The organism is Xenorhabdus sp. NBAII XenSa04, from assembly GCF_963866145.1.
Taxonomy (GTDB): Bacteria; Pseudomonadota; Gammaproteobacteria; order Enterobacterales; family Enterobacteriaceae; genus Xenorhabdus; species Xenorhabdus indica.
Genome location: NZ_CAWMEB010000398.1, coordinates 1 through 18,363 on the forward strand (window position 1 = coordinate 1; position 18,363 = coordinate 18,363).

The 18,363-nt window shown below is 39.7% G+C and carries 14 protein-coding genes; 7 read left to right on the top strand and 7 right to left on the bottom strand.

Annotated features, from left to right (window positions below; genetic code table 11):
* Positions 1–237: 237 nt before the first annotated feature.
* Positions 238–1,257, top strand: coding sequence for a UDP-glucose 4-epimerase GalE (galE, locus tag AAC147_RS12970; RefSeq protein WP_047681912.1), 1,020 nt, complete (start codon positions 238–240; stop codon positions 1,255–1,257).
* A gap of 148 nt (positions 1,258–1,405) precedes the next feature.
* On the opposite strand, the gene AAC147_RS12975 is transcribed toward galE, so the two are convergent.
* Together AAC147_RS12975 and AAC147_RS12980 are read right to left on the bottom strand one after the other, a co-directional pair.
* Positions 1,406–1,861: a hypothetical protein gene (locus AAC147_RS12975; protein ID WP_047681697.1), complete on the bottom strand. Its 456-nt coding sequence runs from the start codon at positions 1,859–1,861 to the stop codon at positions 1,406–1,408.
* A 64-nt stretch (positions 1,862–1,925) separates the two neighbouring features.
* Positions 1,926–2,846 (bottom strand): lipase family protein, encoded by a 921-nt coding sequence (locus AAC147_RS12980; RefSeq protein WP_047681700.1) that lies wholly within the window; start codon positions 2,844–2,846, stop codon positions 1,926–1,928.
* Positions 2,847–3,133: 287 nt separating this feature from the next.
* Between AAC147_RS12980 and AAC147_RS12985 the strand changes: the two genes are divergently transcribed.
* The 4 genes from AAC147_RS12985 to AAC147_RS13000 all read left to right on the top strand — a co-directional run bounded on the left by AAC147_RS12985 (position 3,134) and on the right by AAC147_RS13000 (position 7,114).
* On the top strand, positions 3,134–4,504 hold the full coding sequence (locus tag AAC147_RS12985) for a pyridoxal-phosphate dependent enzyme (protein ID WP_047681703.1): 1,371 nt from the start codon (positions 3,134–3,136) through the stop codon (positions 4,502–4,504).
* A 20-nt stretch (positions 4,505–4,524) separates the two neighbouring features.
* Positions 4,525–5,679 (top strand): trans-sulfuration enzyme family protein, encoded by a 1,155-nt coding sequence (locus AAC147_RS12990; RefSeq protein ID WP_047681706.1) that lies wholly within the window; start codon positions 4,525–4,527, stop codon positions 5,677–5,679.
* Positions 5,680–5,938: 259 nt separating this feature from the next.
* Entirely contained in the window at positions 5,939–6,445 is a 507-nt protein-coding gene (gene def / locus AAC147_RS12995) for a peptide deformylase (RefSeq protein ID WP_047681709.1), read from the top strand.
* 270 nt (positions 6,446–6,715) lie between these two features.
* On the top strand, positions 6,716–7,114 hold the full coding sequence (locus AAC147_RS13000) for a hypothetical protein (protein WP_047681712.1): 399 nt from the start codon (positions 6,716–6,718) through the stop codon (positions 7,112–7,114).
* A 101-nt stretch (positions 7,115–7,215) separates the two neighbouring features.
* Here the strand turns inward: AAC147_RS13000 and AAC147_RS13005 are convergent, their stop codons facing one another.
* The 5 genes from AAC147_RS13005 to leuA form a co-directional block, all read right to left on the bottom strand.
* Positions 7,216–9,387: an ornithine decarboxylase gene (locus tag AAC147_RS13005; RefSeq protein WP_047681914.1), complete on the bottom strand. Its 2,172-nt coding sequence runs from the start codon at positions 9,385–9,387 to the stop codon at positions 7,216–7,218.
* Between the two features lie 561 nt (positions 9,388–9,948).
* Positions 9,949–10,638, bottom strand: a complete 690-nt coding sequence (gene mutH, locus AAC147_RS13010; RefSeq protein ID WP_047681715.1) for a DNA mismatch repair endonuclease MutH — start codon at positions 10,636–10,638, stop codon at positions 9,949–9,951.
* A 733-nt stretch (positions 10,639–11,371) separates the two neighbouring features.
* The gene (locus AAC147_RS20180) at positions 11,372–11,581 is read right to left on the bottom strand and encodes a hypothetical protein (protein ID WP_047681718.1); all 210 of its coding nucleotides are present in this window, start codon (positions 11,579–11,581) and stop codon (positions 11,372–11,374) included.
* Positions 11,553–12,674: a 3-isopropylmalate dehydrogenase gene (gene leuB / locus AAC147_RS13020; RefSeq protein ID WP_052189549.1), complete on the bottom strand. Its 1,122-nt coding sequence runs from the start codon at positions 12,672–12,674 to the stop codon at positions 11,553–11,555. Before leuB ends, AAC147_RS20180 begins: the two co-directional genes overlap by 29 nt.
* A gap of 2 nt (positions 12,675–12,676) precedes the next feature.
* A complete protein-coding gene (gene leuA, locus AAC147_RS13025) occupies positions 12,677–14,293 on the bottom strand; it encodes a 2-isopropylmalate synthase (protein WP_047681721.1) in 1,617 nt (538 codons plus the stop codon).
* 1,053 nt (positions 14,294–15,346) lie between these two features.
* On the opposite strand from leuA, the gene leuO reads away from it, so the two are divergent.
* A complete protein-coding gene (gene leuO, locus AAC147_RS13030) occupies positions 15,347–16,300 on the top strand; it encodes a transcriptional regulator LeuO (RefSeq protein ID WP_047681724.1) in 954 nt (317 codons plus the stop codon).
* Positions 16,301–16,509: 209 nt separating this feature from the next.
* Complete coding sequence (locus AAC147_RS13035; protein WP_369793152.1) at positions 16,510–18,309, top strand: AMP-dependent synthetase/ligase; 1,800 nt, start codon at positions 16,510–16,512, stop codon at positions 18,307–18,309.
* Positions 18,310–18,363: the final 54 nt, after the last annotated feature.

Consider the following 18,363-nt stretch of genomic DNA (forward strand, 5'->3'; position numbering starts at 1 on the left):
GGCTAAATAAGATTGAACGCCTGTGGCAATCATTGCTGTCAGTCTATCTATGTGGCTAACTCTTAGCGTGCGTTGAAGGATTTATGACCGCATTTTCATTAGGACAACAACCGGGAGTGAGAAAAATGAGTGTATCATTATTATGAAAGCTATTTATATCGATAAGAAGCTGAAAAGCGATATTATTCTGTTGATTGTATGGATGTTTTAATCAGTCTAATTGAAAAAGAGGTAAATGTGGAAATATTAGTGACAGGTGGAATGGGGTACATTGGCAGCCATACCTGTGTCCAGATGATTGAAGCGGGAATGACGCCGATTATTGTCGATAATCTGTGTAATTCTAATTGTGAGGTTTTGAACCGTATTGAAGCACTGACTGGTGTCAAGCCGCTGTTTTACGAAGGTGATATTCGTGATGAAGCATTCCTGGATTCTGTTTTCTCCCGTCACTCAATTGAGTCAGTTATCCACTTTGCTGGCTTGAAAGCAGTTGGGGAATCAGTCGCAAAACCGCTTGAATATTATGATAATAATGTTAATGGAACGCTGGTATTGGTGCGTAGCATGCACAAAGCAGGTGTGAAAAGCATCATTTTCAGCTCATCGGCAACTGTGTATGGCGATCCTGCGATTGTGCCTATCACAGAGCAATCTGCGGTGGGTAATACCACAAATCCTTATGGCACAAGTAAATATATGGTGGAACGTTGCCTGTCTGATTTCCATCATGCGGAAAATGACGGGTCAGTGGTATTACTACGCTATTTCAACCCAGTCGGGGCACACCCTTCTGGTACGATGGGAGAAGATCCGCAAGGCATTCCTAATAATTTAATGCCGTATATCGCCCAAGTGGCGGTAGGGCGCCGGGAAAAACTGTCTGTTTATGGTAATGATTATCCTACACCGGATGGAACAGGCGTCCGTGATTATATCCATGTCATTGACTTAGCTGATGGACATATTGCGGCATTGAATGCAGTTGGCAGGAAATCAGGTTTGCATATCTACAACTTGGGAACTGGCAAAGGAACGAGTGTATTGGAAATGGTGGAAGCATTCGGTCAGGCATGTGGTAAGTCTGTTCCTTATGAAATTTGCCCACGTCGTCCGGGAGATATTGCTGAATGTTGGTCAAGCCCGGAGAAAGCTGAACGTGAACTGGGCTGGAAAGCAAGCCGTACCATTGTAGAAATGACCCATGATGCATGGCGTTGGCAGTCACGGAATCCCAATGGTTATAAAGCCGGATAACACATCGAATTAGCATCAAGTACAGAGGGCATAACCACGCTGTAAGCGTGGTTCGCAACACCAATTTCAATCGCAATAGGATATAACACTTATATTCCTCCCATAATTTTAAAAATTTAATGAGTGTGGAGTATCTTCTGCATTTTCTTCATTTATGAGTAACTTTTGTTTCTCGTGCCAACTGGCATGCCTTACGTTCATTGGGTTCACGATCTTTGATGATTTTGGCTGTTTCATCCACAGTGGGAAGAGAAAAACCCATGTCATCATAAGCCACAAAACCCATTAAATGATAACTACTGAGCGGGATATCTACAGGAATGCGAAATGTCTTTTTTTCCTCAGGGGCCAGGGAATCAAATGAGTACACGATCAGGGATTGTGGTTCACATTGAATATTAAGAGGCAAAATCGCCAGGTAACCACCTGCTACAGGTTGATCACCTTTATTTTGCAGTGTTCCTCCCACAAAGAATTTTCCATTAGCTCCCAATCCCATGTGGAATAACAAATGAGTTTCCCCTTGTGCCCGTAAGATCGGGCTGAACAGAAAACTTGTCAGTAATATCAGTATTGTTCTGTATGTGTAACCACGCCCTCTCATTTTTCTTCTCCTGTTTATTAAGTTTTTATATCAATCAGTTGCCTATTGTTATTTTATTAGATGATTATGTTAATGAGATGCAAGACGATACCATTTTATGCTTTTCTGAATCTGGAGTTTTAGATTCTAAGATCAGGTGCCTGAATTGATTTGGATCCAATATTGCAATGTAACTGGCTAAATAATGATTACATCCCAAACTGTCAGCTATGTTCAGGCCATCTGGTGGTTTGAGTAAGGTCACTTTTGACAGGGATTCATATTCCAGTATGAGTGGAATATGCAGGGGAAGATGGGGAACCAGATCTTTTTCGTAGTTGAAGACTGCATAATTGGAGAAATGGTGGTCAATATAGGTAACAAATTCATGGTTTCCCGGTTTTGGGCTGGCGAATAAACAGGCTTTATGTTTATCACCAAGTAACGGAATATCTCTCATAAGATAAGCAGCAATGGTAGCGCCAAGGCTATGACCAAGTATGGTATATGGCGTGTTGATTCCGATGAATTGTGCAATTGCGTTGCAGAATCTGAGATATTGGAGATCACCTTTATATTCAGGATCAACAATATTAAGTTTTAATGAATTATAAATGCTATAGAAACCGATACTGACTTTTTGTTCCGGAGTATCTGCCCATGGTGAGGTGAAAACAGGAACAAGATCATGTAGAGCTTCAAATAGGTTTGAAATATCTGTCCCGCGAATAACAATAACATACTCTTTTGGCGTTTTTTTATTCTCTGCGATATATCCATAACAGACACTAACAGGCAACATAATTAAAAATTGCTTATTAGTTTTTGGATCTACAGAGAAGGACAGATCATTACCACTAATATAACCGACAAGTTTCCAGCCATCTTTTTCTATACGCGGGTCAGGAGGAGGAGTTGGATTATTGTAATATTGTATGTTCATATCTGCTGCGTACAGTATTAATGATGCCAATTGGGCTTCTCTGGATAATGTTATGTTATACATAATCTATTTCCTCTTTATCATTGTTGGCTGTGTGTATTATGCATATCTCTGACATACTGCAATTCGAATATCTTGCAGCATAAAAAATATAAAAGGGATAATTTAAGCGTATATCATTCTGACAGAATTTCTGGGAATTTGATCGCGTTATGTTTTTAGCCAGTAATTAATTACATTTTGTTATATATAGTTTTGATTTGTTCTTTTAAATCTGCCGCTATGCAGCGTTATCCTTTATTAATCTGTAAGTATTATTTTTAAATATTACTGAATATTAAGAGGCTAATATGTCAGCACCACGTTCGGTTCTGGAACTGATTGGAAATACACCATTACTGGAACTGACCCATCTGGACACTGGCCCATGTCAGTTATTTATTAAGTTAGAAAACCAAAATCCAGGTGGTTCTATTAAAGACAGGGTTGCACTCTCAATGATTGAGCAGGCGGAAAAGCAGGGTTTGCTAAAGCCTGGTGGCACTATCATTGAAGCTACAGCGGGTAATACTGGTATCGGGTTGGCGCTGGTTGCTGCTATGAAAGGCTATAAGCTGATTCTGGTTGTACCGGATAAGATGAGCAGGGAGAAAATATATCACCTGAGAGCACTAGGGACGGATGTTCGTTTGACACGTTCTGATGTGTGTAAAGGACACCCGGAATACTACCAGGATTATGCCTTACGTTTGTCAAAGGAAATCAGCGGAGCCTATTATATCGATCAGTTCAATAACTTTTCGAATTCGCTGGCCCATACGACAACGACTGGCCCTGAAATATGGCAGCAAATGGAACATGACGTGGATGCGGTGGTTGTGGGAGTCGGCTCTGGTGGAACATTGGGCGGCTTAAGCCAATACTTCAAAGAAGTTTCTCCTAATACTGAATTTGTTCTTGCTGATCCCAAAGGTTCTATTCTGGCTGATTACGTTGAATACGGCCACTACGATGAAGCAGGAAGTTGGTTTGTCGAAGGTATTGGGGAGGATTTTATCCCTCCGCTTGGGGATTTCTCCCAGATTCGTCATGCTTACCGGATCATGGATGCAGAAGCATTTTCTTGTGCAAGAAAGTTGCTGTTACAGGAAGGTATCCTGGCTGGCTCTTCTTCAGGTACGTTATTGGCGGCTGCTTTACGCTATTGTCGTGCGCAAAAAGCACCAAAACGGGTGGTGACTTTAGCTTGTGACAGTGGCAATAAATATTTGTCCAAAATGTTCAATGACTATTGGTTATTGGAGCAGGGATTGCGTTCACAGCAGAAAGAAAACGATTTAAGCGATTATGTAACGTATCGTTACCGGGATGGTGCGACGGTTTTTGTTTCTCCACAGGATACCTTGCAAATTGCTCATGGACGAATGCGGTTGTATGACATTTCACAGCTCCCTGTGCTCGATAATGAGCAAGTTGTCGGCATCATAGATGAGTGGGATTTAATGCATGCTATTCAGGCTAATTCCCGTAATTTCTCTTTGCCTGTCAGTCAGGCAATGACCAGTCAGGTTAATACTCTTCATAAAAAAGCGCCATTAGAGCAGTTGGTTGCGACTTTTGATGCGGGTCATGTAGCGCTGATTGTTGATGATGGTAATCACTTCATCGGCCTTGTTACTCGTACGGATGTGCTGAACGCATGGCGTCAACAACTCAATTAATCTCTTTCAGGAATAAATTAATGACTAAATTTGATACTAAAAGCGTTCATGCTGGTTATATCCCTGACCATACTGGTGCTGTAATGCCTGCAATTTATGCTACATCCACTTATGCACAACCAGCACCGGGTCAGCATACAGGGTATGAGTATTCCCGCAGTGGGAATCCTACACGTGATGCTTTGGAGCGTGCAATTGCTGAGCTGGAAAATGGTAGCCGGGGTTATGCTTTTGGCTCTGGCCTGGCGGCCAGTTCGACTATTCTGGAATTGCTGGATAAAGACAGTCATATTGTTGCCGTAGATGATCTGTATGGCGGAACTTATCGTCTGCTGGAAAAAGTACGTCGCCGGACGGCTGGTTTGCGCGTCACCTATGTTGAAGCGGGAGATATTGAGGCATTGGAAGCGGCCATTCAACCAGATACCCGAATGATTTGGGTTGAAACACCCACAAATCCACTACTCAAACTGGCTGATTTAGCGGCGATTGCCCGGATAGCTCAACGCCATAAGATTATCAGTGTTGCGGACAATACATTCGCTTCGCCTTATATTCAACGTCCGCTTGATTTAGGGTTTGATGTTGTTGTTCACTCTGCGACTAAATATCTGAACGGCCATTCGGATGTTGTCGCAGGGCTTGCGGTGGTAGGTGATAATCCTGAACTGGCAGAGCAGGTTGCTTTTTTGCAAAATTCGATTGGCGGAATTCTTGATCCTTTTAGTAGTTTTCTTGTTCTGCGTGGAATACGGACATTGGCCCTGCGTATGGAGCGACATATCAGCAACGCAGAGAAGATTGCTCATTGGTTAGAGCAACAACCACAGGTAGAAAAAGTTTTTTATCCCGGTCTTATCGCTCATCCTCAGCATGAACTGGCGAAACGGCAGATGAAAGGGTTTGGTGGCATGATTTCTATCGTGCTGAAAGGTGATGATGGTTATACGAATAGGGTAATTAAGGCTCTGAAATTATTTACGTTGGCAGAAAGTTTGGGAGGCGTAGAAAGTTTGATTGGTCAGCCATTTACGATGACCCATGCTTCAATTCCGTTGGAAAAACGTCTGGCGGCAGGTATCACACCACAATTAATCCGTATCTCAGTAGGCATTGAAAATGTAGATGATTTGATTGCTGACTTATCACAAGCATTGGAAACAGAAAATCTGTAGAAAAAATATAATGTTACAATATAAGTAAATAAAAAATCGTATGCCGGCCGGGTTTCTCGGTTGGCATTTTTTATCACTATAATTTACCGATATTAATTAAAATTGCCTGTATCTTCTATCTTGAAATCCATTGGGTATAGCGTGCTTGCCTTTTAGTGGTAAAGTATTTTTCAATCCATCTGGATGGGAAGAGATACTACTTTTTCTGAATCAGACGTAAGAGGTGTTTTAGCCGCTTCGTGAATAAAGGAGAATGGTTATGGCTGTTTTAGATATACTCACAATTCCTGATGAAAGATTGAAGCAGAAATGCGTTGATGTCACTGATGTAGAGGATGTCCAAACTCTGATTGATGATATGTTGGAAACAATGTATGACACGGGTAATGGTATTGGGTTGGCAGCTCCTCAAGTGGGAAGAAAAGAGGCTGTGTTAGTCATTGATATTTCGCCGGAACGCAATCAACCTCTGGTTTTAATTAACCCTAAAATCGTTGAAAAAGAGCGTCGGTCTGTAAATCAAGAAGGATGCTTATCTATTCCCGGATATTACGCAGACGTAGAGCGATTTGAAAAAGTAAAGGTGGAAGCTCTGGATCGGCATGGTAAAGCGATTACAGTGACAAGTGAAGATTTTTTGTCTATCGTTATGCAACATGAAATTGACCACCTGCATGGTATTATCTTTATCGATTACTTATCGCCATTAAAAAGACAGATGGCGCTGAAAAAAGTGAAAAAGTATTTGAATAGCAGAGAAAACTAACTGATTGTTACCAGTGAAAATAGTATCTTTAGTTTCATTTTAAGACTATTAAATAATGTGATTTATATATTGTTATTATTTAAATTATTAATTATAAATATATATAAAAGGTTTAAAATCTATACTAATAGATTTCAAACTACATTGCTAAGCACAATAATACTGCATAATTTTATGCAGTATTTTGTACAGTTTTGAACCATCGCAGCAATAAAATGGTTTTGGTTTTTGAGTGATTGTTTAGATGGTGAAATAAACAGGGGAGTTATTGTGATTGAGACAAGTGAGATTGTATTTTATCAGCAATCTAATTTTATTATCAGCCTGAGCTTGATAGATACCACTGATGCTAAGGACGGTAATTATGTGATGATGATTGATGCAGAAGGTATTAATCATTTGAAGGTTTCTTCGGTTAAGACCGGAAATGACATCAAGTATGCCCACATTCCTTCAATAGCGAGTAGTAATCGAATCACCTGTTCTATTTATATTCAGAACAGAGAGAATGGCAGTTATCCACTGGTTGGAACTATTTATGTTCACTATCATCCATCTTCGGGACATATTGATATTACCGAAATCAAGATATTGCCCAACTCTCTGCTCGACTTAGCCATTGATCAAGTGGATAACACTAAATTTCATTTTATACTGAGAAAAAGATAGTGACTTTGGTTTATTATGTCGAAAGTTAAGTAAGGTGGTCATACACAGACCACCGCAGGATGATAATAAATCAGACAGAAAATAATCGTGTCCTTGTGAATTTAGCTTGTTTTGGGTTTTATAGCGTATCCATAAATACGAGTGGAGCCATCAGGTTCTTTTTGGGAATAAACCCCCTGCAAATTTTGTTCGAAACCTGGCAATTGATTGATACATTCTTCCAAAGCAAGAAAATAGCTTAATACAGAACCTCCCCAAATTTCACCAGGTACGATACAACATAAGCCAGGGGGATAAGGTATTGCACCTTCTGCTGCAATTTTCTTGTCAATATTTTGCAGGGGAATTAATTCCACATTATTACGGATAAACTCAATATTGGCTTGTTGAGGACTCATGGCTATTTTGGGAAAGTGAGATTTTCGGAATATCTCTTTTTGTAATTGTTTGACGTTGTTACGTACATATAGATCATGCATTTCCTGACATAATTGGCGAATAGTGTAGTTAAGATAGCGTGTTTTATAAGTGCGATAGAGTGTAGGTAACATAATTTCTAAGGGGGCATTTTGTTCCAACATGTGCTCAAAACGAGCAAGTTGGGAGACAAGGTGGGTCATTTTGGCCATATTTTCGGCAGGGGTGAGCACAAACAGGATCGAATTCAAATCACATTTTTCCGGAATGATACCATTTTCGCGCAGGAAGTATGCCAAAATAATCGCAGGTACACCGAATTGAGTGTATTCTCCAACATTGATATCAATTCCCGGAGTGATAAGTAAAAGTTTGCAAGGATCAACAAAGTATTGATGCTTGTCATGACTCTCAAATGAATGCCATTTTTCTCCCGGCAGAAAATCAAAGAAACGCAGGTTATTTGCGATTTCATCTGTATCATAATGCGCCCAATGACAGCCATCGATGGTATCTGGAATAAACGGTTTGATATGTTGACATTGTTGTAAGATCAATTTCCGTGTTTCAATGCCAATTTTCACGCAATCCATCCACATTTGCCGGCCACTTTCTCCTTCATGTATCTTGGCGTTGACGTCAAGGGCAGCAAAAAGAAGATAGAATGGGCTGGTAGATGCATGGGCGATAAAGGCGTGGTTAAACCGTTTGTGGTTTACATAACGTGGCTGTCCTTTGATGTGCCGATCTTTTTTATGGATCTGTGATGTCTGAGAGAAACCGGCTTGTTGTTTGTGGACAGATTGTGTGACCAGAATGCCGGGATCATTTTCATTAAGTTCCAATAATAATGGTGAATAATTTGCCATCATCGGAATGAATTGTTCGTAACCAAGCCAGGCAGAATCGAACAAAATATAATCACAAAGATGACCAATTTTATCCACGACCTGTCTGGCATTATAGACAGTTCCGTCATATGTCCCCAATTGGATGATGGCCAGACGAATTGGGCGTTTTTCTTCTGCTCGTTCAGGGGAAACTTCTTTTATCAAGTTACGCAGATAATCTTCATCAAAGCAATGAGCATCTATACCTCCAATCAGACCAAATGGATTGCGGGCAGTTTCCAGATAAACGGGCGTTGCTCCTGCCTGAATAAGAGCGCCGATGTGATTAGATTTATGATTATTTCTATCGAAAAGCACCAGATCACCGGGAGTTAATAAAGCATTCAATACGACCTTATTAGCAGAAGAAGTGCCGCTGAGGATAAAGTAGGTTTTGTCAGCATTGAAGACTTTCGCTGCATTCTTTTGGGCAGAGCAGGGCGCGCCTTCATGAGTGAGTAGATCTCCCATAAAAACATCGGAGCTACATAGATCTGAATGAAACAAGTTTTCACCGAAATAATTGAAAAATTGTAATCCAGTGGGATGACGGCGAAAAAATTGTCCGCCTTGATGTCCTGGGCAATCAAAGGCAGAATTACCCTGTGAAACATATTGGATTATGGCACCAAAAAAAGGAGGCAATAAGTTGTTTTCATATTTCTCTGCTTCTCTATCCAGTTGTTTCCCATAAAATTTTTCATTGCCTTTTTCTGGTTGAAATATACCAGTAATACGAGATAAAAGATTGGGCGGTATAGATTCATCCGGTGATATGACAAGATAAATAGGAAGTGGATAACCTGTTTTTTCAATACGTTTTAATTCACCATTTAATGTATCTTCCAATGAAATAACCACAGCGGATACATCAATAAAATTAGTTTCATTAATATTGATAGTTTCTCTTTCACTATTAAAAAAATCGCATACATTGTTACTGCATGCAATATTAAGTTTTTTTATCATTTCAATCTTCCTATATTAAATCTAAATCAAAACGGAATTATGGAAGAGTGGTATTAGGTATAATGATTAACTGTTTTATACTCTGCGTTTTTCCGGTTGCAGTTTCATGAGCTGTAATTACCCCAGTCATATTAGAGATACTGAAGGGGAATCCTTTGTGGTTGTACTGTATTTTGAAATTTATGTAGCCTTAAGCCAGAGAGTAAACCATAAGAGATAAATATTAATCTCTAATTAGTAATAAATAGTAAGTAGTGAAAAGTAATGGCTGAAAGAATGAGATTACTATGCCACAAGAAAAACTAAATAGCCAAAAAAATTATGTTAGTAAAAATTCTGTTTTTATATGTATTCATTCAAATGTAAATTTATTAGAAATAGTTTCAAATACCTGACGAGATTATCAGATTGGTTTTTTATCAGTATAGATTATCTTATGTTTTATTTGGTTTTTATCAATATCAGGATACGAGAGATAAATATTATATAAAGTATTCTCCTATTAATACTCAAATATTAATACCCGTCATCTTTCAGGTTGCAGCTTTGTTGATTGCGTTAATCATATCCTACGAAAAAATGACGGGCCAATAATGGTGCTGTAAAACTTTTCTTTAAATAGAAACCGCGGGGAAGTGTCATAATGGGTTGACCATATTCACCAATAGCTTCTGTTAATGCCCGGCTATTTGCCGCCTTCGGACGTAATTGGAGTACTTCACCGTGACGGGCGGTAATATTCTCAACTTTACCTAAGACGATTAAGTCCATTAATTCTTCCCAATCACATCTTAGTCGTTCTTCTTCAACCGGATTTGGGCTCCAGAGGAGTGGAGAACCAATGCGACGTTCGGAAAGGGGAATTTCTCTTTCTCCTTCAACAGGTACCCATAGAACACGTGACAGTTTGCGTCTGACATGGCAATTTTCCCATGTGATACCACTGTTACCGGTTAAAGGTGCGACACAGACAAAGGTTGTTTCCAGAGGTGTACCTTTTCTGTCCACTGGGATCGTTTTCAATTCAACACCGATATGCTCGAAATCCTGTTCAGGTTTACTGCCCGCATTTGCGCCCAGATAATATTCAAGTAACATGCCTACCCAACCTTTATCACGTTTCAAGTTAGGTGGTATAGGGAGATTGGCTTGTGCGGCTAGCTCTCCCAGGGTTAAACCTGCCAGAGATTGAGCACGTTCGAGTAATTGTTGTTCGTTTTCTGGTGGTGCCGGCGGTATGAATTGCATATTTATAAGACATATTTAATGGTGTTTAAAAAATGAACATGTGGTTGTGGAAGTTCATTATAAGTTTATTAGTACGCTGATTGACTTGATAATAGCATGATATAAAAGATTTTTTCAGGTGTATTTTCAGTATTAAAAATAGACTCATTATGATTGTTCACCTCTTCCCAGTGATAATAAACAGGATCTTACACCATGTTATCCACAGATTTATGGGATAAGTGGTAAAAAGTGGGATTACTGGTTTGATTTACAGCCTTATCAAAGGCGGTTTTCTACAAAAATAAGCAATTTTTGTTTAACTAAAAGGCATATCCTGTGGATAAATTCATCATTGATTGATATTTGCTCAGTGAGAGTGAGGCAAGAAATTGTGATGTATCGCACAGGTTGTGAAAAAGGGGAGTATAAACATTAACGTAATGAAAAATAATAGGTATTTATTTAATCTTATAAGGCGTTGTAAAATGTGAAAGAAAATTATACCTGTCTTACCCCTGACTTTTTCACATACATATCCACAGAAAAAGTGAATAAAATTATCATTGTCAGACTATAAATGTTTATAACTTTGGCTTTTTCTGTGAATTATCCTTCCGGAGGTGTAAACCATGCACATTTAAAGTCAAACCATCCAAAAGAGCTCATTTTTACTCCTCTCATACTGCACTGGTCTTGTAACTCAAGCCAGTGATGAAATTACAGATGTAATCAATGAGCATCGACAATTTTCTCACAATTCTTCGACATTCAGATTATTTTGCTTCCATAAAGCTATTTCCTTGGTTAAATCATTTCTCAGACATTTTTTCAACAGTGGAATTTCATAGAGAGTCGCCAGCCAGTAAGGTGACTTACTGGCTTTTTTCAATATTAGCTCTTCTTCATTAAATTTAACGTTTAGCGTTTGACGCTTAGCGTCTTTCGGCAATATATCGGGCAATAATATCTCCCATTTTATCAGTGCTGACTGCTTTATCTTTACCTGCTAAATCAGCCGTTCGATAACCCTGTTCCAGGGCATCATTGATAGCAATCTCAATAGCATCTGCAATATCATCACGTCCAAGGCTATAACGCAGCAACAGTGCCGTGGATAAAATTTGGGCGATTGGGTTAGCGATATTTTTGCCAGCGATATCAGGAGCTGAGCCGCCAGCAGGTTCATATAAGCCAAATCCTTTTTCATTCAGGCTGGCAGAAGGCAACATACCCATTGAACCGGTGATCATGGCACATTCATCGGATAAAATGTCACCAAAAATATTAGAGCACAACAGAACATCAAATTGAGAAGGATCTTTGATCAACTGCATGGTGGCGTTGTCGATATACATGTGATTGATCTCAACATCAGGATATTCCTTCGCAATTTCACTAACGACTTCACGCCATAAGACAGAGCTTTGTAAAACATTCGCTTTATCAATTGAAGTGACTTTATGCTGTCGTTTGCGAGCGGATTCGAAAGCAATTCGTGCAATTCGTTCTATTTCAAAGCGATGGTAGATTTCGGTATCAAAAGCGCGTTCGTATTTTCCTTCTCCTTCCCGTCCTTTGGGTTGACCAAAATAGATCCCGCCAGTCAACTCTCGCACGCATAAAATGTCGAAACCTGTTGCCGCAATATCATGACGAAGCGGGCAAAAAGATTCTAAGCCAGCATATAAACGCGCAGGTCGCAGGTTGCTGAATAGTCTGAAATGCTTGCGTAATGGTAGCAATGCGCCCCGTTCTGGTTGACTGGCTGGTGGTAAATGTTCCCACTTGGGGCCACCAACAGAGCCAAACAGGATAGCATCTGCTTTTTCACAACCAATGATTGTTGCTTCAGGTAAAGGGCTGCCGTGCCGGTCGATGGCAATTCCCCCAATATCGTATTCGCTGGTTGTGATGCGAATATTAAAACGATGACGGATAGCATCCAACACTTTGTAGGCTTGCTTCATGACTTCAGGGCCGATGCCATCACCGGGTAATACTGCAATATGGTGGTGAGTTGATGTTTGTTTGTTTGCAATAGAGTGGTTTGACATCGTTATTCCGCTTCCTTTGTAACGTTCTGAGATATATTTTTCTGGGAAATATTCTGGTTAATGTTTTTAGAAAGAAAGTCTTGTATACGTCGCTTTTCTTTTTTAACCTGTTCTGCCTGCCAAATATTGTTCAGAGCGTGGATCATCGCTTTAGCAGATGATTCAATGATATCTGTCTCCAAACCCATACCATGAAAACGGCGACCAAAGCATTCCACAATAATATTGACCTGTCCGAGAGCATCCTCCCCATGACCTTTGCTGGATAATTGATAGGAGATCAATTTCAATGGATAACCCGTAATGCGATTAATAGCATGATAGATAGCATCGACAGTCCCATTTCCGGTCGCAGCTTCAGATTTCATTTCACCACCACACGCCAGACGCACAGTTGCTGTTGGGACAATATTGGTTCCGGATTGGATGCTAAAATAATCCAGTCGATAGTATTCGTTTTCCTGATGTTGTTGATTAATGAATACCAAGGCTTCCAAATCGTAATCAAACACCTGACCTTTTTTGTCTGCCAACCGCAGGAAGGCTTGGTACAGTGCATCCAGATCATAATCTTGTTCCTGATAGCCCATTTCAGTCATACGATGTTTTACGGCAGAGCGGCCAGAGCGGGAAGTCAGATTCAGTTGGGTATCTTTCAGGCCGATGGAATCTGGCGTCATGATTTCGTAAGTTTCGCGGTTTTTCAGAACTCCATCCTGATGAATACCTGACGAATGGGCAAAAGCATTACTGCCTACAACCGCTTTATTAGCTGGAATCGGAGTATTGCAGATTTGGCTGACTAATTGGCTGGTACGATAAATTTCTTTGTGATTAATGTTGGTATGCACTCCCAACATTTGTTGGCGGGTTTTGATTGCCATGATCACTTCTTCCAGTGAACAGTTTCCGGCGCGTTCGCCTAAGCCATTAATTGTTCCTTCAATCTGCCTGGCTCCGGCTTGAACTGCGGTAATGGAATTGGCTACTGACATGCCTAAATCATCATGACAATGGACAGAAATAATGGCTTGATCAATATTAGGCACCCGATTAAATAAGGTTTGGATAATACCACCAAATTGGTAGGGTATTGTATAACCGACTGTATCAGGAATATTGATCGTTGTTGCTCCTGCTTTGATAGCCTGTTCTACGATATGACATAAGTTATCGATATTGGAGCGACCGGCATCTTCACAGGAAAACTCGACATCATTGGTATAATTGCGTGCTCGTTTGATAGAGCGGACTGCCATTTCGACAACATCATCAAACCCTTTTTTTAATTTATGTTCGACATGCAGGCTGGAGGTGGCTAAAAACACATGCAGCCGAAAGTCTTCTGCAACTCTCAAAGCTTCAGCCGCAATATCAATATCATTGTCAACGCAGCGGGACAATGCACAGATGCGGCTGTTTTTAATCTCACGAGCAATAGTCTGGACTGATTCAAAATCCCCCGGAGAAGAAACCGGGAAGCCGGCTTCAATGATATCAACGCCTAGTCTTTCCAATGCATAAGCGATTTGCAGTTTTTCTTTCACACTTAAACTGGCCTGTAACGCCTGTTCCCCGTCACGCAGAGTTGTATCGAAAATAATGACTTGCTGGCTCATGTGGTGCTCCTGTCGATTGGCTGTCATGTTGAGTTTTAGAGCGCCGAGCCGGTATAAAAAAACCCGCGTACGGCGCGGGTTTTTTTATCTCTGGTAAAAAGTTAACTTAGAATTCAGTCTACCAGCATACCGCGCACATTAAAGGCGATTAGTAGTAGGCTTAGTAGACGGGAATTGTGAATCATGTAAGTCAACCTTTGAAAATCTGTTAAACGAGTATTATCGGTTCGATATATTTATTGATACGTTATCTGCAAAACAATGTCAAGCAGCATAAATAATGGCTTAAGAATAAATAATATTCATTGATAGTTCTTTTTTTGACCTGCATTTAGCCTTAGTGACTATTTTTTACATTTTTAGCGATGCTTTTATCTATTTTTCGTATCAATATATGAAGTAAAATCCGGCCTTAATGGATAATAGATATGATGTTTGTGTTTTTACACAGATGTTCATTGAAGAGACAGGGATGAAATGAATATTCACTATGGTTTTCTTAGACATATAAATAATAACTATATTTATAATTTACATATCAATAAAAATAAATTATTAATAATATTAAACAGTTATGCTGTTTATGGTTGGTATTTTTTCATTTTTATTAATGTAAATCATTGGCTTTTCTGAAAGCGATTTTTATAAAAATAAACTTTCTGAAAATGGTTATAGATATTAATTTCTGATAGACAGTTTATTCTTGATGAATTTTAGCGATATATAAAAAGTTGGTTTTAGCCTGCATAGGTTTGGTAATTGGAATACAGTCATTTACTATTGAATCATTTATGATTGTTATCCTGTTATTATCGACTGATTTTTATACCTACTTCGCTAAAGTGAATTGAAATTCATAGGGTATAGATAAGAATATGTTGTATGCATATTTCTTGTACAAGGAACAATCTCAATTAAATTATAACTAATTGGGTAAATGCTCTCATTAATTGATATGGCTTTTTAAAATGTTGAAATTTTGCATGGTAAAGTTGCCAATATTCATTCCTTAATGAGAACGCTGTAATAAATATAGTGGAGTGAAATTAAATAATGGCTGGATACAACTCAGTAACTACAGGTATGGGAAGAAAAGAACCCTGTGAAGTTCAATTGCGTAGTGTAGATCTCAATTTGCTTACTGTTTTTAATGCTGTTATGCAAATGCAGAATATTACACGCGCGGCTCAGGCATTAGGTATGTCACAGCCAGCGGTCAGTAACGCAGTTTCCCGCTTAAAAACGATGTTTGATGATGAGTTATTTGTGCGGCATGGGCGGGGAATTCAGCCAACAGCAAGAGCAAAGCAGCTTTTCGGACCACTTAAGCAGGCACTTCAGATTGTGCATAATGAATTACCCGGTGCCGGGTTTGATCCTGATAATAGCACAAGAACATTTAATCTTTCTATTTGCAGCCCACTTGATATCCGTTTAGCTGCTCAAATTGTTGGAGAAATAAAAAAACACTCTCCGAATATTGATGTGGTGATTAAAACACAAATTAGCGAAAATATTGAGCGGCAATTAAAATATCAAGAAATAGAATTCGTTATCAGTTATACCAAATTTGAACATCCTGATTTTCAGCATTTCCCATTATTTAATGACGAGTTGGTTCTGGCTGTTTCCCAAAAACATCCCAGAATTAGTGAATGTATCAATCAACAGCAATTGTTGGAGGAGAGACATGCGATTGTGACATTAGATAATACTGATTCATTCAGTAAACCTTACTACGAAAATAGTGAATTATTGGATTCGATCTCTTATCAGGGAACAGATTTAAATAGTGTTCTCAACATTGTGTCTCAGACTTATTTGGTTGCTATAGCGCCTAAATGGATGGTTGAACACTATTCCAAACAATTAAATATACGGGCAGTATCGCTGTCCAATAGTAACATTTCTTGTCCTTGTTATTTAATATGGCACGCTTCTATGAACAGAGATAAAGGGCACCAATGGATGAAATCGTTACTAAGAGATCTTAGTGAGCAGGTATAAGGTGGTATTTAGTTCTACATATCTATAGTTATCTGATAAATCCTGCAAACTTCCCCCGTCAGGGGGGAGAAGATCTTAAAAATATTCTTCCCCCTTTCATCAGGAATGGGTAGACTGCGCGAAAATAGCTAACACATGTAAGCTGAAAAGTAGTCAGTTATCTTTGCTGAATATGATGAACCGAAGATTTAGAACAGGAATATATTGTGATAACAAATTCTTTGCACTCTTATCACTTGATCACGCGATTACAGCAGCAAATCAGCAAGTATCCTGAAAAGATTGCATTTCGCCAATGGTCACCATCAGAACAGTTTGAAATGAGCTGGCAGGATGTCGATAGGAAAACAAAATCTATCGCAAAATCCTTGTTATCGCTTGGTGTGGAGATTCAGGAAAAAGTCGGTATTTTTGCGCATAACTCAATGGCATGGTCATTGGCAGATCTGGCTATCTTACAGCTACGTGCTGTCACTGTACCGCTTTATTCCACCAGTAGCCGTGAGCAGGCTGCATTTATTCTTAATGATGCTGGTGTACGGGTATTATTCGTTGGAGGACAGGAACAATATGATGTTGCGGTGACTCTGATAGCGTTGTGTCCGCAGCTTAATCATCTGGTTGTACTGGATGAATCTGTTGATTTGCAGGAATGTCCGCAAGCGTTGTATTTATCAACATTTATTGCGACCGATTGGTCACAATATCAATCTGAACTTGATAACCGTATCGCAGGGCAGAATTTGCGTGATCTCTTTACTCTGATTTATACCTCAGGCACAACAGGAGAGCCTAAAGGTGTCATGCTGGATTACCAGAATGTGGCTGCTCAACTTTATCTGCATGACCAGCGATTGACGCTGACTGAGCAGGATGTATCTCTGAGCTTTCTGCCGTTATCTCATATTTTTGAGCGTGCATGGAGTTATTACGTCATGCATACAGGCGCTTTGAATGTTTATCTGACTGACACAAATTTTGTGCGTGAAGCGATGGTTGATGTGCGACCGACAGTGATGTGCTCTGTCCCGCGTTTTTATGAAAAAGTGTATAGCGCAATCCTTGAAAAAGTTTCCCGTGCGCCGTTTTGGCGCAGAATGATTTTTCACTGGGCAATCAAACGGGGTGAAAGTCGTTGGTTACGTCAATTAAACAGTAAGAAAGGGTGTCCGTTCTCTTTATGTGGCGAAAAACTGGCAGATCGGTTGGTATTGGACAAACTTCGCCAAATATTGGGAGGCCGGATCCGTTTTCTGCCAGTCGCGGGAGCACGCCTTGACGATTCCATTATGCGTTTCTTCTTGTCTGTTGGACTCAATATCAAGTATGGCTATGGTATGACAGAAACTTGTGCCACCGTTTCCTGTTGGGAAGAAAAAAATTATCTGTTAGGTTCGATTGGTAGTCCATTACCCGGAATCGATGTTCGTATTAGTACTGAGGGAGAAATTCAGGTTCGTGGCCCAATCGTGATGAAGGGATATTTTAACCGGCCGGAAGACACTGTTCATGCCTTCACCGAAGATGGTTGGTTGCGCACCGGAGATGCAGGAGGGATAGATGATAAAGGCAATTTGTTCATTACAGAACGCCTGAAAGATTTAATGAAAACATCAACAGGAAAGTATATTGCTCCACAATTGATTGAGGGGACGTTAGGTCAGGATCGTTTTATTGAACATATTGCTGTTATTGCTGATACCCGTCAGTTTGTTTCTGCACTGATTGTACCTAGCTATGAAGCGCTGGAGGATTATGCAAAATCCATTAATCTCCATTATCACAGTCGTTTTGAGTTACTGCGTAATCATCAGGTTATCGAGTTATTTGAACAACGCCTGAAAGAATTACAAAAAAATATTGCGAAGTTCCACCAGGTGAAACGTTTTACTCTGTTGCCAGAGGCTTTTTCCATGGAAAAAGGTGAATTAACGCCAACACTAAAATTGCGGCGCAAAGTAATCTCACAGCATTATCAGAGTGAAATTGAATCTATGTATCGGGATTGAAAAGAAATGACAAAAAAGATTATTGAAAATAAAGCATAAAAACACGGTAGTTTC